We start from the raw sequence: 14,472 nt of genomic DNA, 5'->3' as shown, positions 1-14,472 counted from the left end.
ATTCATTACTGCGAATAAGTGCATTAGTCATCGACACAGCCCCTAGGGGCTGCGGTTGCTGGTGTGGTGTGTGGTTGTGTCCGGCAGCGGCGGGAACTAGATGTCGAGTTCCTCGATCTGCGGGTGGGACTGGATGTCCTCGACCTTGCGGTAGAGCTTGTCGGGGATGCGGCCCTTCAGGTCGCCCACCTCGTCGACGACCTCGTACTCGTAGTCGCCCCAGTCCCAGGGCCGGTCGCCGATGCCGAACATCCGGCGCCAGTACTTCCAGTCCTTCAGGTCACCGGCGGCCTCGCCGGTCGGGTAGTCCTTCCACAGCGCCGTGTGCGTGTGCAGCACGAGCTTGCCCTTACGACTGCGGTAGACCTGCTGGTGCAGCACCCGCTCGTCCCCGACGTCGCGCCATTCGCCGAGCAGCGTGCCCTGGAAGCGCACCTGCCGCACGCCGTCGCGACCCACCTGCAAGACGACCTCGTCGAAGCCGGCCTGGCGGCCTTCCTCCAGATCGATGAACCGGCGCAGCGCGGCGACCACCGCGCCGGAGATGTTGCCGCCGACGAGTTCCTGCGCCCGCTGGAACAGGGGCAGATCATCGTCGGCTACGTAGATCGTCTTGTTGGGCATGCACTCACTATACGTAGATGTATACGTACACACAAGGGGTGGATCTCACCCACCCTCTGAACCGGGGTCGAAGCCACGCCGTATTCCTCGTGTACGCGACGTTCCGTCCGCCGGTACCCGCTGGTCAGACCGGGTGCCGACCGATGGACGCAGCACGCGAGGAAAAGGAGGGCCGATGCCGGACAGAGTGGTCGACTACCTCGTCGACGCGGTATCCGGACTGGGGGTCACGCACCTCTTCGGCGTCGACGGCGCCAATATCGAAGACCTGTACGACGCGATCTTCGACGCGGGCGGACGCCCGGCGGGCATCGTCGCCAAGCACGAGTTCTCGGCGGCCACCATGGCCGACGGATACGCGCGCAGCACCGGCGGTCTCGGCGTCGTGGTCGCGACCTCCGGCGGCGGGGCGATGAACCTGGTCGCCGGACTCGCCGAGTCCTTCGCGTCCCGGGTGCCCGTGCTCGCGCTGATCGGCCAGCCGCCGACCGCGTTGGAAGGCCATGGGGCGTTTCAGGATTCGAGTGGACTGGCCGGGTCGATCGACGCCACGGCGCTGTTCTCGGCGGTGAGCCGATACTGCGCGCGCGTCACCGATCCGGCCGAGCTGCCCACCCAGTTGGCGGCGGCCGTCGCGGCCGCCGAGGGTGGCGGGCCCGCCGTGCTGCTGATCCCGAAAGATGTCCAGCAGCAGTCGATGCCGGATCCGGTGCCGCGGCCGATCCGGGTCGAGACCGCCGTGGCGCCGGTGCTCGACGCTCTCGTCGACGAGCTGGCCGCCGCCCGGCGCACGGGCAAGATCGTCATCGTCGCGGGCGATCAGGTCGCCCGCGACGACGCCCGCGACGAACTGGCCGAGCTGGTCACCGCGCTCGACGCCTCGATCGGCCTGGCACCCGACGCCAAGGACGTCTACCCGAGTACCGGACCCGGCTACCGCGGCGTCGCGGGCAGCATGGGACACGCCGAACTCGCCGAAGCGCTGGCGACGGCGAGCGCGTGCCTGCTGATCGGCACGCGGCTGCCCGTCACCGCCGCCGCGGGCCTGGACGCGGCACTCGCCGACGTCACCGTCCTCAGCATCGGCGCGCTGCCGCCCTACCCGGCCGCGCACCACACCACGACCACCGACCTCGCCGCGACCATCAGCGACCTGCTGACCCGCGTCGACGGCACCCCCACCCACACCGATCCCCCGGCCGACCCGACCCCGATGACAGTGCCCGACGCCGCCGGACCCGGCCTGCGCTACCGCACCGTCGTCGAAGCGATCCAGCGCGAATTGCCCACCGGCGCCGATATTTTCGCCGACGCTGGTAACACCGGGGCCAGCGTGGTGCATTACCTGAGGGTGCCCGAGGGTGGACGGTTCGTCGTCGCCCTCGGGATGGGCGGCATGGGCTACGCGTTCGGCGCAGGCATCGGTTCCGCCTTCGCCCGGCACGACGCCGCCGACGGCCCGCACCGCACCATCGTGATCGCCGGCGACGGTTCCTTCTACATGCACGGCATGGAACTGCACACCGCCGTGGAGCACGACCTGCCGATCACCTTCGTGGTGTTCAACAACAACGCGCACGCCATGTGCGTCACCCGCGAACAGCTCTACTACCGGGATCGCTACAGCTTCAACCGATTCCACCCCGCACACCTGGGAGCGGGCATCGCCGCCATGTTCCCCGGGCTGCCCGCCCGCACCGTCGACGAACCCGGTGACCTCACCGCCGCCCTGCGCGACAGTTTCACCGCCACCGGCCCCTCGTTCCTCGAAATCCTCTGCGACCCCGACGAAATACCGCCCTTCCTGCCCTTCCTGTCGACTATCGACGCCTCGAGGAGTACCCCGTGACAACCAGCGCCCTGCCCGCACTCAGCGATATCCCCGACGAGGTGATCCCCGGCGTCCTGCGCATCGAGAATTCCGATCGGGAGACGACGACCCCGATCATCATGGACATGCTCCGGTCGGTGTATCCGCACGACCAGATCTACGGCGACTTCTGCCCCGTGCAGACCTATATCGCCGCACCGCCGCGCGAGGTCTTCGAATATCTCGCCGACACCCGCTCGCTGGAGGAATGGACCTACAGCCTGCGCGGATTCACCGAGACCGACGAACCGGGACTGTGGCTGTCCTACGACCGGCTCGGCGACGCGACCAAGTGTTTCACCAGGACCGTCGCCCACGCCGACGCCATGACCGTGGACTACCACTGCGCCTGGGACCAGTCCGCGCACCTGTGGATGATCTACCTGATGCGGGTCGTCGACGCCCAGGTGGTCTTCAACAAGCCGGGGTCGGTGGTGCTGTGGGTCAACTGCAAGCACCCCTTCTACGACGAGAACGGTTATCCGGAGACCGCGCCGCCCAAGCGGCCGGTGTGGGTCGGTGATTTCTGGGAGATGTTCTCCGCGGGACACCAATTGGAACTGGACAACCTCAAAGCCATCTGTGAATACCGCGCGGCTCACGGGCTGCCGATCAAGCCGGAGTGGATGCAGTGAACATGCCCCCAGTGAGTCTGGTCGACGTCGCGAGTTATCTGCCCGGCGACCCGGTCCCGACCGAATACTTCACCCAGTTCTCCCGTTCCGAGCGGATGGCCAAGAACGTGATGTTCCGGTCGCCGACCGGCCGCCATCACATCACCCGCGACGAAACCGCCGTCGATATGGCCGAAAAGGCCTTCGCGCCGCTGCGGGAACGCCACGGCGACGAGCTGGTGGCCGAGATCGACATCATCATCACCCACACCCAGCTGCCCGACAATCCGGTGCTGGGCGCGGGCCCCGAGCTGGCCCGGCGCCTCGGCGCGACGCCGTCGCACGTCCTGGACGTGCACAACGGTGGCTGCGCGGCGTTCGTGCACATGATGGCGCTGGCCCGGATGATCATGGCCACCAGCGACGCCAAGACCGCGCTGATCGTCGCCGCGCAGAACTGCGCGGGCCCGGTGTTCACCCAGCCCGACATCCGCAAGCTCGCGCAGGCGCCGGTGCCCGGCGACGGCTGCGGCATCGGGCTGCTGCGCAAGGACGATTCGGCGCCGATCCTCGACATCGAATGCCGCACCTATCCCGAATTCGCCGGTGACATGGACTTCTCCACCAACGGTCCGCGCAAGTACTGGGAGCCGGGCGAGGGTCAGGGCTGCGTGAGCTTCACCGAATCGAAGATCACCAAGGTGTTCGCGCGCGGGAACCGGCTCGTGCCCGAGGTGGCGCTGGCGGTGTGCGATCACATCGGGGTGAAGGGCCGCGATATCGACACCTTCGTCACCAATCAGCCCAATCGGCTGTTCCTGCGCAACTGGCACGACGCGCTGGAACTGCCCGCCGAACGTCATCCCGACACCTTCGACCAGTGCGGAAACCTGTTCGCCGCGGGCATTCCGGTGACCCTGGACATCGAGAACCGGGCGGGCCGGCTGCGCAACGGCTCGGTGGTGCTGCTGTCGGCGTTCGCGCACGCCGGTGACTTCGCCGGCGCGGCCGCCGTGCGCTGGGGCGCGGCGCGATGACCACCCGCCTCGCGGAACCGACGATCCCCTCCCGTCGGTTCCGCACCTCGGCCACGCCGATGCTGTTCGACCTCTCGCTCAGCGAGAACCCGTTCCCACCATTGCCTTCGGTGGTCACGGCGGTGAACGACACCCTCGCCCAGGCGAATCGGTATCCGGAGTTCCTGCCCGAACAGCTGCCCCGGATCATCGCCGAGCGCCTCGGCGTTCGGCCCGAACAGGTCGTGGTCGGCGCCGGTGCCACCGGGGTCGCCCAGCAGGTGATGCGGGCGCTGTCCGGCGGTGAACTCGTCACCAGCACACCCACTTTCGACGGGTACCAGATGCTGGCGGACATGACCGGGATGACGCTTGTCCCGGTGCCGCTCGACGCCACGGGCGAGCAGGATCTGGCCGCCCTGCGCCGCGCGGTGAACCGGCGCACCGCGCTGGTCGTGCTTTGCAGGCCGCACAACCCGACCGGAACGGTGCTCGACGCGGGCGCGGTGCGCTCGTTCCTGTCCGCGCTCCCCCGCCGGGTACCGGTGCTGCTGGACGAGGCCTACGTCGAATTCCTCGACCCGGCCGACCGCCTCGACCTGCACGCCCTGCTGAACCGATCCCCGAATCTGCTGATCCTGCGCACCTTTTCGAAGGCCTACGGTTTGGCAGGGCTGCGCATCGGCTATTGCGTCGGCCGGGGCGAGCTGATCGATCGCATCCGCCGTCAGCAGCTGCCCTTCGGCATCGGCACCGCGGCCGTGGCGGCGGTGCGCGCCGCCTACGCCGCCGACGACGAGCTGCACGATCGCATCCAGCGGATCAATCAGGAGCGCGACGCTCTCCGAACGGTGTTGCGCGCCTGCGGCATCGACGTCTACCGCAGCCACGCCAACTTCCTGTATCTCCCCGGCCCCGGCGTGGCCACCGCATTGCGGAGAGCGGGCATCAAGGCCAAGTCCTATCCGGACGGCAGCGCCCGGATCGCCGTCGGCGACCCTCTGGCGGGCCGGGCCGTGCACGCGGCCCTGATCGGCCTGCGCGGAGCGGTCGGCCGATAGCCGGATGACCTGGTGGCACCCCCTTCGCCACCAGGTCATCCACCGCCGAAGTCAGCTGCCCCCACCACAACTGCTCGAACTTCCCCCACCGCAGCTGCTGGAACTACCGCTGCTGCAACTGCTCCAGCTGCTCGACCCCGAGTCGCTGCCACCGGACCAGCTGCTCGACCCGGAGTCGGTCCAGCCGCTACCACTGGACCAGCTACCGCCTGCCCGCTGTCGCGTCCGGTTGCGCACCTGCCGGTTCCGCCGCTGCTGGGGCGACTCGGTCGCCGCCCGGACGATCGCCACGATGATCAGCACCGGCACCATCACGAACATCGCGATTCCGATGATGACGATGACGCCCGCGAAGACGGTCACGATCAACTCGCTCATGGATCCACCCCTTTCGGCCTGGTGTGTCGATACCGAAGGTAAGACCGCCCCCTTGCAATCCCCTTTCGACCGACCTGCACCCCGGCCGACGAGTCGGCAGGCTCAGCCGCCGCCCCCGCCACCACCGCCACAGCCGCCACCACCACCGCCGCCACAGCCACTTCCACCGCCGCCACAGCCGCCGCTACTGCCACCACCATCGCCGCCGGTGGTGTCCCCGAGATCGCTGCCGCTGCCGTTGCCGCCTCCGCCGCCACCTTGGCTCACGCCACCGACAGTGGCCGTCCCGCGAGTGCGCCCGGTGGACTCACCCGCCCGCCACCCGGCAGCGCGCTGTCCGGCCCCCGAGGCCGACCCGAACATCGAGCCCTCGCGACGGACATCGCGGATTCCGCCGACCAGAATCACCCCGGCGATGGCGAACAGCGGAAGACCGGCCATGAGTGATTTCCCGACCACCGTCGCACCGATCACGGCCAGCAACAACGCGGAGACGAAGAACATATCGAACCCCCAATGAGTTCTGATCCAGTTGTACCCCGGGGTGATTCCCCCGAAACGGCGGCAGGCTCAGCCGCCGCCCCCGCAACCGCCGCCACCACATCCGCCGCCACCGTCCCCGCCGTCGAAGAAGCCGGCGAACCAGGCGCCACCACCGGCATGACCGGACCGGCGCCGCTTGCGCTTACGGGACTTCGTCGGGCGGAAGGCGATACGGAAGATTCCGTAGCAGGCCAGTGCCAGGGCGACGGCGAACACGGCGAGAGCGGCGATCACCGAGGTGCCGCTGAACACCGTCGTGCTGAGGGCGACGACGAACGCCGCGACGATGTACCGCATGACACGGCCTCAGCCCTCGCTGCCGGTATCGGCAGCCACGAACATTTCCATGAGATCCCCCCGGATCGATCAGTCGCTACCGCCACCGCAGCCACCCGACGACCCACCGTCGTCGTGACCGCTGTCCTCGTCACGCAACTTGCGCAGTGTGCGCGACGCGCTGGTGAGCCCGTCCGCGCTCGCGCCCCACACCCAGCGCGTTGGTTGACCACGCCGGGCGACCCGGCGCGGACGGTGGCGCACCCCCACGATCACCAGCAGCGCGGCGGCGACGCCGAGCAGCGCGATACCGGCGACCGGTACGAAGCCGAGCGCGATCGCACCGACGAGAACGAGCAGCACCGCCGCGCCGAGCACCATGGCAGACCCTTCCGACCGCGCGCGGTCAGCTACCGCCGCCGCACCCGCCGCCACCACCACAGCCGCCACCACCGCCACCGTCGCCATGGCCCGAGTCACCACCACCACCGGCGATCCAGAAGCCACCCGCACCCGCCGCCCCGGACCCAGCGCCCCAGCCCCGCCCCGCCGTGGACCCGCCACGCGAAGCACGCACCCAGCCGACGACGAGCAGCACCACCGCGAGCACGAGCAGCGCGATGCCGATGCTCGCCGAGACGATGGTGGTGACGAGGCCGATCAAGGCCAACAGCAGAGCGGAAAAGATCAACCGCATGATTCCCCCCGGAAATCGAGTCCTGCCTCCGTTGTACCGGAACGGCGGGCACACGGCCAGGGTGATTACCCGGCGGGGGCGCGTGAGGTCAGCTGGCGGGGGCGCAGGTGTCGCGGAGGGAGCAGCCGCCGCAGGAGGAGCCGCAGCCGCCGACCGGGGCGGGCGGGAGGAGGGGTTCGACGGCGCGGGCCGCGGCGTTGGCGCCCGCGCCCAGGGTGAAGATGGCGAGCACGGCGACCACGACGGCCACGCCGAGGGCCGGGAGACCGCCCGCGACCAGGGCCACCAGGCCACCGGCGAACAGCAGGGCGCCCGCGCCGACGGAGGTCGGGGCGGCGATGCGGTTGGCGATGCGGAAATTGTCGTCGCTGTGCAGGGCGGCCTCGGTGGTGACACCGAGGAAGCGGTTGCGGGGCAGTTTGCCGATCAGTCCGAGCACGCCGGTCACGATGGCGACCGCGGCCAGCGCGAACAGCAGGAGAGCGACGACGACCATTCCTGCAGGCTAGCGCACCACCGTCGGGGCCGGATCGCGCGCTCCCCGCCGAGGTGACCGCCCACACACCGCAGTGCCCGTGGGAAATCACCTGGCATCGACGTTCTACCCTGTTAGACGATGTTTACCGGGGATCGGCGAGAACAAGAAGGCAGGACCGTGCAGGACACTCGTGCAACCGAGAGTGACGTACCTCAGCACCGGTACAACGCCGAGCTGGCTGGGCGGATCGAGCGGCGCTGGCAGCAGAACTGGACCGAGCGCGGCACCTTCCACGCGCCCAACCCGGTCGGCCCGCTCGCCGGCGCGACGCCCGCGGACAAGCTGTTCATCCAGGACATGTTCCCGTTCCCCTCGGGCGCCGGCCTGCACGTCGGCCACCCGCTGGGCTACATCGCCACCGATGTGTTCGGCCGCTACCACCGCATGCACGGCCGCAACGTGCTGCACGCGCTGGGCTACGACGCCTTCGGCCTGCCCGCCGAGCAGTACGCGGTGCAGACCGGCGCGCACCCCCGGGTGACCACCGAGTCCAACATCGCCACCATGCAGCGGCAGCTGGACCGGCTGGGCCTCGGCCACGACCCCCGGCGGTCCTTCGCCACCACCGACCCCGAGTACTACCGGTGGACGCAGTGGATCTTCCTGCGCATCTACAACGCCTGGTACGACCAGGAAGCCGGTAAGGCCCGCCCGATCGCCGAGCTGGAACAGCAGTTCGCCACCGGCGCCCGCCCCGTGCCCGACGGCGGCGACTGGAACGCGCTGTCGGCCGCCGAGCGCGGCGCGCTGCTGGACTCGTATCGCCTGGTGTACCAGTCGGATTCGATCGTCAACTGGTGCCCCGGACTCGGCACCGTGCTGTCCAACGAAGAGGTCACCGCCGACGGCCGCAGCGAGCGCGGCAACTTCCCGGTGTTCCGCAAGCGCATGTGGCAGTGGATGATGCGGATCACCTCCTATGCCGATCGCCTGGTCGACGACCTGGACACGCTGGACTGGCCGGACAACGTGAAGTCCATGCAGCGCAACTGGATCGGCCGCTCGCGCGGCGCGCAGGTGCGCTTCGACGCGCCCGATGGCGAGCAGATCGAGGTCTTCACCACCCGCCCCGACACGCTGTTCGGCGCGACCTACGTGGTGCTGGCCCCCGAGCACGAACTGGTCGACAAGCTGACCGCCGCCGCCTGGCCGGACAGCACCGTCGCCGCCTGGACCAACGGCGGCGCCGCGAACCCGGTGGAAGCCGTCGCGGCGTACCGCAAGTCGATCGCGGCCAAGACGGATCTGGAGCGCCAGGAGAACAAGGAGAAGACCGGCGTCTTCCTCGGCTCCTACGCGACCAACCCGGCCAACGGCAAGCAGGTGCCGATCTTCATCGCCGACTACGTGCTGAGCGGCTACGGCACCGGCGCGATCATGGCCGTGCCCGGCCACGACCACCGCGACTGGGACTTCGCCACCGCGCTGGAACTGCCGATCATCGAGGTGATCGACGGCGGTGACGTCACCGAGGCGGCGCACGCGGGCGAGGGCAAGCTGATCAACTCCGGCTTCCTCGACGGCCTGGCCGTCGACGAGGCCAAGGCGACCATGATCGGTCACCTGGAGGCCGAGGGCCACGGCACCGGCACCGTCCAGTACAAGCTGCGCGACTGGCTGTTCGCCCGGCAGCGCTACTGGGGCGAGCCGTTCCCGATCGTCTACGACGCCGATGGTGTCGCGCACGCGCTGCCGGAATCCATGCTGCCCGTGGAACTCCCGGAGATGGAGGACTTCGCGCCGGTCACCTTCGACGCCGACGACGCGAACTCCGAGCCGTCTCCGCCGCTGGCCAAGGCCACCGATTGGGTCACCGTGGAACTGGACCTGGGCGACGGGCCAAAGCAGTACCGCCGCGACACCAACGTCATGCCCAACTGGGCCGGTAGCTCCTGGTACCAGCTGCGCTACGCCGACCCGACCAACGCCGAGACGTTCTGCGCCGAGGAGAACGAGAAGTACTGGCTGGGCCCGCGCACGGCCGAGCACGGCGCGAACGACCCGGGCGGTGTCGACCTGTACGTCGGTGGTGTGGAGCACGCGGTGCTGCACCTGCTGTACGCGCGGTTCTGGCAGAAGGTGCTGTTCGACCTGGGTGACGTCTCCGGCAGCGAGCCCTACCGCCGCCTGTACAACCAGGGCTACGTGCAGGGCTACGCCTACACCGACGAGCGCGGCGCGTACGTGCCCGCCGCCGAGGTCGTCGAGCGCGACGGCAAGTTCTTCTGGACCGGCGCCGACGGCGTCGAGATCGAGGTGAACCAGGAGTACGGCAAGATCGGCAAGTCGCTGAAGAACGCCATCTCCCCCGACGAGATGTGCGATCTGTACGGCGCCGACACCTTCCGCTTCTACGAGATGTCGATGGGTCCGCTGGACACCTCGCGGCCGTGGGCGACCAAGGACGTCGTCGGCGCGCACCGCTTCCTGCAGCGGGTGTGGCGCCTGGCGATCGACGAGGAGTCCGGCGCGGTGAAGGCCACCGACGCGGCCCCCTCGGACGAGACCCTGCGCCTGGTGCACCGCACCATCGCCGGTGTCGACGAGGATCTGGCCGCGCTGCGCGACAACACCGCGGGCGCCAAGCTGATCGAGCTGACCAACCACCTCACCAAGAACTACCCCGACGGCGCCCCGCGCGCGGCCGTGGAGCCGCTGGTGCTGATGCTGGCTCCGCTCGCCCCGCACATCGCCGAGGAACTGTGGGAACGCCTGGGGCACACCACCTCCCTGGCCCACGGCCCCTTCCCGATCGCCGATCCCGCGCTGCTGGTCGCCGATTCGGTGGAGTACCCGATCCAGGTGAAGGGCAAGGTGCGCAGCCGGATCCAGGTGCCCGCCGACGCCGACCCGGCCACCATCGAGGCCGCCGCGCTGGCCGACGAGAAGGTCGTCGCGCTGCTCGAGGGTCAGGCGCCGCGCAAGGTGATCGTGGTGCCGGGCAAGATGGTCAACATCGTCCCGTAGCCGTGTACGACGAAGCGCCCCGGTTCTTTTCGGACCGGGGCGCTTTCGCGTAGATCAGGCCTGCACCTGGAGGACGTCGTCGAGCGTCACCAGCGCGAGGTTGCGCTCCTTGATGATGTCGACCAGCTGGCCGTAGCAGCGGGTGACCGGCGGGAAGTTCGCGTGACCGATGACGATCGACTGCGCCGCGAAGTACTTCTGCGCGCACTCGATCAGGTACTCCTCGGTGATCAGGCCCGAGTCCGACAGCGAGCCGTACCACATGGCGGGCACGGTGTAGCCGAGGTCGGCGGCGATCTTGTCGACGGTGGCGTTGTGATAGCCGAACGGCGGCCGGTAGAACGGGGTGCCGTCGACACCGAAGTTGTTGCGCAGGAAGGTCTTCGTGCGGCCGAGCTGGTCGGCCACGGCGCTCTCGCCGATCTTGGTGAGCGCGGCGTGGTCCCAGGTGTGGTTGCCGAGCTGGATCTGGCCCGACTCGACCAGCGGGCGCAGCGCGGCGCGGTGGATCGTCCAGGACTCGTAGTAGCCGGTGACGAAGAAGGTGAAGCGGGCGCCGGTGTCCTTGGCCCACTGCACGTAGGCGCCTACCACCTCGGGGCTGGCGCCGTCGTCGACCGTGAGCGCCATGCTGGAGCCCGGACCGGGCAGCGCGGTGATGGTCTTGGCCGGGATGATCGACTTCGGCCCGCCGGGCGGCGGCAGGAGCCGCGGTTCGGGCGGGAGGGGCGCGATCTTCGGCGGGTCGGGGATATCGCCGAGGGAACCGGCATCGACGGTCTCACCTTCCGCGGTCGCGCAGCCGGTCAGCGCCACCGCGCCACCGGCGGCGAGCAACGCGAGCATCCGACGTCTGTCCACTTACGCCAACCCCTACTCGAAACAGGTGCACCGCAGAAGGCCGGGCACGACTCACAAACAGCGGGACCGTACCCGCCGAATCCGGCGAACAGCTGAACCGGCGGGGACATGCGGGCGAACGGCGGCGACCCCCGGCCGCATCGTTCACACGAGAAGCGAGGCTACCGAATCAGCCGCTGCCGCGCCGGACCGGGCGCAGGCTGATCGTAATCGCCGCCGTCACCGCGGGATGGGCATCGGTCCTGGTCAGCGTGGTCGCAGCACGATCTCGGTGGGGTGCCCGTCGACGGGGGTGTCGATCGCGGTGCGGACCGCGCGCGCGACCGTCTCGGCGGTGAGGAATTCCTCGGGGCGGTACTCGCGGCCCTCGTCGGCGACGATCGCGCGCTGCATGTCGGTGTCGATCCGGCCGGGGAAGATCGAGGTCACCCGCAGGGCGGGCTCTTCCAGGCGCAGCGCGTCCGCGAAGGCGCGCAGGCCGAACTTGCTGGCCGCGTAGGAACCCCAGCCGGGATTGGCGCGCAGGCCCGCACCCGAATTGATCAGCACCACATGGCCGTTCGCGGCGCGCAGGGCGGGCAGCAGCAGCCGGGTCAGCTCGGCGACCGCGATCAGGTTCACCTCGAGCGTGGTTCGCCACTGCTCGACCGAGGACTCGGCGACGGTGCCGAGGTCGGCGACGCCCGCGTTGTGCACCAGCACGTCGAGCCGCTCGACGCGCTCGGCCGCCGCGGCGACCGCCGGATAGTCGGTCAGCGGTACGGGCCAGCCGGTGGCGGTGGGCAATTCGGCCAGGATCGGGGCGAGCGAGGCGGCCGAGCTCGCCCCGAGGAGCAGCTCGTGGGTCGGCGCGAGATCACGGGCGATCGCCGCGCCGAGGCCACGGCTCGCGCCGGTGATGAGGGCGGTCGGGGCGGGAGTACTGGTCACCGTCATGCGTCCCACGCTAACCGGCCGCGCCGGGCGCTTCGCCGCCCGAACACCGCACCGACGCCGCCGATCCACCGCCTTCGCGCCGTGCCCGGCGGCAGTCCGCATTCCTGGCAAACCCGACGAATCGACCGCCCGCACTCGACACCACCGCCGTTTCGGCGCAGATCAGCAGCCGACGCTAGTACCGTCGAAGCATGACCGATCCCCGGTACAACTACGGACCAGCGAACCCGCAGTATCCCCAGGGGCAGGAGCAGCCGCCCGAACCGAAGGTCAATATCGGCAAACTGTGGGCGGGCGGCATCGGCACCGCCGTGGTCGCCGCGCTGCTGGTCGTCGTCGCGATCATGCTGGTGCGCGGGGTCCTCGGCATCGCGATCCTCTCGCCGGAGGGCGCTGGCGCCTACGGCACGGTGTCCACCACGTCCTACGCGCTGGCCGCGGCGGGCGCGGCGCTGCTGGCGACGGCCCTGCTGATGGTGCTGCTGCTGGCCATGCCGAGTCCGCTGACCTTCTTCACCTGGATCTGCCTGCTCGTCACCGCCGTCGCGGTGATCCTGCCGTTCACCCTGGTCGCCGACATGGACGCCAAGATCGCGACCGCGGCGATCAATCTCGTCGTCGGCCTGTGCATCACCACGATGCTCGGTTCGGTCGGCTCCGCGGCGCAGAACGACGCGCGTCAAGTGGGGTACTGACCGTCACAGCCGTGCCGGGATGCCATCCGGCCTGGTCGGTCGCAGAATAGACAGATGACAGACCCAGGGTTCACCTCCACGCAGCTCGCGGCCCGCGCCGCCTATCTCCTGCGCGGCAACGACCTGGGCACGATGACCAGCGCCGCGCCCCGCCTCTACCCGCACATGTGGAGCTGGGACGCGGCGTTCGTCGCGGTGGGGCTGGCCCCGCTGAGCGTGGAGCGCGCCGTCGTCGAACTCGACACGCTGCTGTCGGCGCAGTGGAAGAACGGGATGATCCCGCACATCGTCTTCGCCAACGGCGTCGACGGCTATTTCCCCGGACCGGCCCGCTGGGAATGTCGCAGGCTGGCCGCCAACGCGCCGGACGGGCCCGATACCTCCGGCATCACCCAGCCGCCGGTGCACGCCATCGCGGTGCAGCGCATCCTCGATCATTCGCGCAGGCACGGCCGCTCGACCAGGGCCGTCGCCGAGGAGTTCCTGAACCGCCGCTGGCCGGATCTGGTGCGCTGGCACCGCTGGCTCGCGCACGCCCGCGACCCCAAGGAGACCGGGCGCGTCACGCTGTACCACGGCTGGGAGTCCGGGATGGACAACTCCCCGCGCTGGGACCGCGCCTACGCCAATGTGGTCCCCGGCGACGATCTGCCGCCGTACCGGCGCGCCGACACCGCCATCATCTCCGACCCCACCCAGCGCCCGAGCGACCGCGAATACGACCGCTACCTGTGGCTGGTCGAGCAGATGCGGCGGGCGAACTACGACGACTACCAGCTCACCTCGGTGATGAGCTTCGCCGTCGAGGACGTGTTCGTCTCGGCGATCTTCGCGCTGGCCTGCGAGGTGCTGGCCGACATCGGCGAGGAGTACAAGCAGCCGCACGCCGACGTCCGTGAGCTGCACGGCTGGGCCGACCGATTCCGCACCGGCGTCGTGGCCACCACCGACGAACGGACCGGCGCCGCACGCGATTACGACGTGCGGCTGCAACGCTGGATCGGCACCGAGACGCTGGCGATGTTCGCGCCGCTGCTCTCGGGTGGGCTGCCGAGGTCCGCCGAGCGCGCCCTGCTCAACACGTTCGAAGGCCCGCGTTTCTGCGGCCACCCGGACCTGCGCTACGCGCTGCCGCCGTCGACCTCCCCGGTGTCCAAGGACTTCCGGCCGCGCGAGTACTGGCGCGGCCCGGTCTGGCCGGTGATGAGCTGGCTGTTCTCCTGGGCGTTCGCCCGCCGCGGCTGGGCCGAACGCGCCTACATGCTGCGCGCGGAGGGACTGCGCCAGGCCAGCGACGGCAGCTTCGCCGAGTACTACGAACCGTTCACCGGCGCGCCGCTGGGAAGCATGCAGCAATCCTGGACCGCCGCTTCGGTTCTCGACTGGCTCGGCTGAC

General features: G+C 69.7%; 16 protein-coding genes. 7 read left to right on the top strand and 9 right to left on the bottom strand.

What is annotated here, in order from left to right; genetic code table 11:
• Positions 1-96: 96 nt before the first annotated feature.
• Positions 97-624 carry an EXLDI protein gene (locus ACFYWJ_RS06505; RefSeq protein WP_355275037.1) on the bottom strand — a complete coding sequence of 176 codons (528 nt, stop codon included), beginning with the start codon at positions 622-624 and terminating at the stop codon, positions 97-99.
• A gap of 175 nt (positions 625-799) precedes the next feature.
• Between ACFYWJ_RS06505 and ACFYWJ_RS06500 the strand changes: the two genes are divergently transcribed.
• Genes ACFYWJ_RS06500 through ACFYWJ_RS06485 form a run of 4 tightly spaced genes read left to right on the top strand, consistent with a single transcriptional unit; the run spans position 800 to position 5,185 of the window.
• Positions 800-2,473 (top strand): thiamine pyrophosphate-binding protein, encoded by a 1,674-nt coding sequence (locus ACFYWJ_RS06500; protein ID WP_355275039.1) that lies wholly within the window; start codon positions 800-802, stop codon positions 2,471-2,473.
• On the top strand, positions 2,470-3,129 hold the full coding sequence (locus tag ACFYWJ_RS06495; protein WP_355275041.1) for an SRPBCC family protein: 660 nt from the start codon (positions 2,470-2,472) through the stop codon (positions 3,127-3,129). Before ACFYWJ_RS06500 ends, ACFYWJ_RS06495 begins: the two co-directional genes overlap by 4 nt.
• A 2-nt stretch (positions 3,130-3,131) precedes the next feature.
• Positions 3,132-4,145: a 3-oxoacyl-[acyl-carrier-protein] synthase III C-terminal domain-containing protein gene (locus ACFYWJ_RS06490; RefSeq protein ID WP_355275042.1), complete on the top strand. Its 1,014-nt coding sequence runs from the start codon at positions 3,132-3,134 to the stop codon at positions 4,143-4,145.
• Positions 4,142-5,185, top strand: a complete 1,044-nt coding sequence (locus ACFYWJ_RS06485; RefSeq protein ID WP_355275044.1) for an aminotransferase class I/II-fold pyridoxal phosphate-dependent enzyme — start codon at positions 4,142-4,144, stop codon at positions 5,183-5,185. The genes ACFYWJ_RS06490 and ACFYWJ_RS06485 overlap by 4 nt, the downstream gene beginning before the upstream one ends.
• A 51-nt stretch (positions 5,186-5,236) precedes the next feature.
• On the opposite strand, the gene ACFYWJ_RS06480 is transcribed toward ACFYWJ_RS06485, so the two are convergent.
• The 6 genes from ACFYWJ_RS06480 to ACFYWJ_RS06455 form a co-directional block, all read right to left on the bottom strand.
• Positions 5,237-5,563, bottom strand: coding sequence for a hypothetical protein (locus tag ACFYWJ_RS06480; protein WP_355275046.1), 327 nt, complete (start codon positions 5,561-5,563; stop codon positions 5,237-5,239).
• Between the two features lie 102 nt (positions 5,564-5,665).
• Positions 5,666-6,067 (bottom strand): hypothetical protein, encoded by a 402-nt coding sequence (locus ACFYWJ_RS06475; RefSeq protein ID WP_355275048.1) that lies wholly within the window; start codon positions 6,065-6,067, stop codon positions 5,666-5,668.
• A 66-nt stretch (positions 6,068-6,133) separates the two neighbouring features.
• Positions 6,134-6,403 (bottom strand): hypothetical protein, encoded by a 270-nt coding sequence (locus tag ACFYWJ_RS06470; RefSeq protein WP_355275050.1) that lies wholly within the window; start codon positions 6,401-6,403, stop codon positions 6,134-6,136.
• A 69-nt stretch (positions 6,404-6,472) separates the two neighbouring features.
• A complete protein-coding gene (locus ACFYWJ_RS06465) occupies positions 6,473-6,763 on the bottom strand; it encodes a hypothetical protein (protein WP_355275052.1) in 291 nt (96 codons plus the stop codon).
• Positions 6,764-6,788: 25 nt separating this feature from the next.
• Entirely contained in the window at positions 6,789-7,073 is a 285-nt protein-coding gene (locus ACFYWJ_RS06460; protein ID WP_355275054.1) for a hypothetical protein, read from the bottom strand.
• Positions 7,074-7,167: 94 nt separating this feature from the next.
• A complete protein-coding gene (locus ACFYWJ_RS06455; RefSeq protein ID WP_355275056.1) occupies positions 7,168-7,575 on the bottom strand; it encodes an SdpI family protein in 408 nt (135 codons plus the stop codon).
• A 159-nt stretch (positions 7,576-7,734) separates the two neighbouring features.
• On the opposite strand from ACFYWJ_RS06455, the gene leuS reads away from it, so the two are divergent.
• Entirely contained in the window at positions 7,735-10,584 is a 2,850-nt protein-coding gene (leuS, locus tag ACFYWJ_RS06450; RefSeq protein WP_355275057.1) for a leucine--tRNA ligase, read from the top strand.
• A 54-nt stretch (positions 10,585-10,638) separates the two neighbouring features.
• Here the strand turns inward: leuS and ACFYWJ_RS06445 are convergent, their stop codons facing one another.
• Both ACFYWJ_RS06445 and ACFYWJ_RS06440 read right to left on the bottom strand, forming a co-directional pair.
• Positions 10,639-11,430 (bottom strand): polysaccharide deacetylase family protein, encoded by a 792-nt coding sequence (locus tag ACFYWJ_RS06445; RefSeq protein ID WP_355275430.1) that lies wholly within the window; start codon positions 11,428-11,430, stop codon positions 10,639-10,641.
• A 261-nt stretch (positions 11,431-11,691) separates the two neighbouring features.
• Entirely contained in the window at positions 11,692-12,381 is a 690-nt protein-coding gene (locus ACFYWJ_RS06440; RefSeq protein WP_355275059.1) for an SDR family oxidoreductase, read from the bottom strand.
• 191 nt (positions 12,382-12,572) lie between these two features.
• Here ACFYWJ_RS06440 and ACFYWJ_RS06435 point away from each other — a divergent pair, with 191 nt between their 5' ends.
• Together ACFYWJ_RS06435 and ACFYWJ_RS06430 are read left to right on the top strand one after the other, a co-directional pair.
• On the top strand, positions 12,573-13,076 hold the full coding sequence (locus tag ACFYWJ_RS06435) for a DUF6069 family protein (RefSeq protein WP_355275061.1): 504 nt from the start codon (positions 12,573-12,575) through the stop codon (positions 13,074-13,076).
• Between the two features lie 54 nt (positions 13,077-13,130).
• A complete protein-coding gene (locus tag ACFYWJ_RS06430; RefSeq protein WP_355275063.1) occupies positions 13,131-14,471 on the top strand; it encodes a glycogen debranching protein in 1,341 nt (446 codons plus the stop codon).
• Position 14,472: the final 1 nt, after the last annotated feature.

This window comes from Nocardia sp. NPDC003269, assembly GCF_042888005.1.
In the GTDB taxonomy this organism is placed as follows: domain Bacteria; phylum Actinomycetota; class Actinomycetes; order Mycobacteriales; family Mycobacteriaceae; genus Nocardia.
Note: the sequence above shows the minus strand (reverse complement) of the source record. Positions and strands in the feature narration are given on the sequence as shown.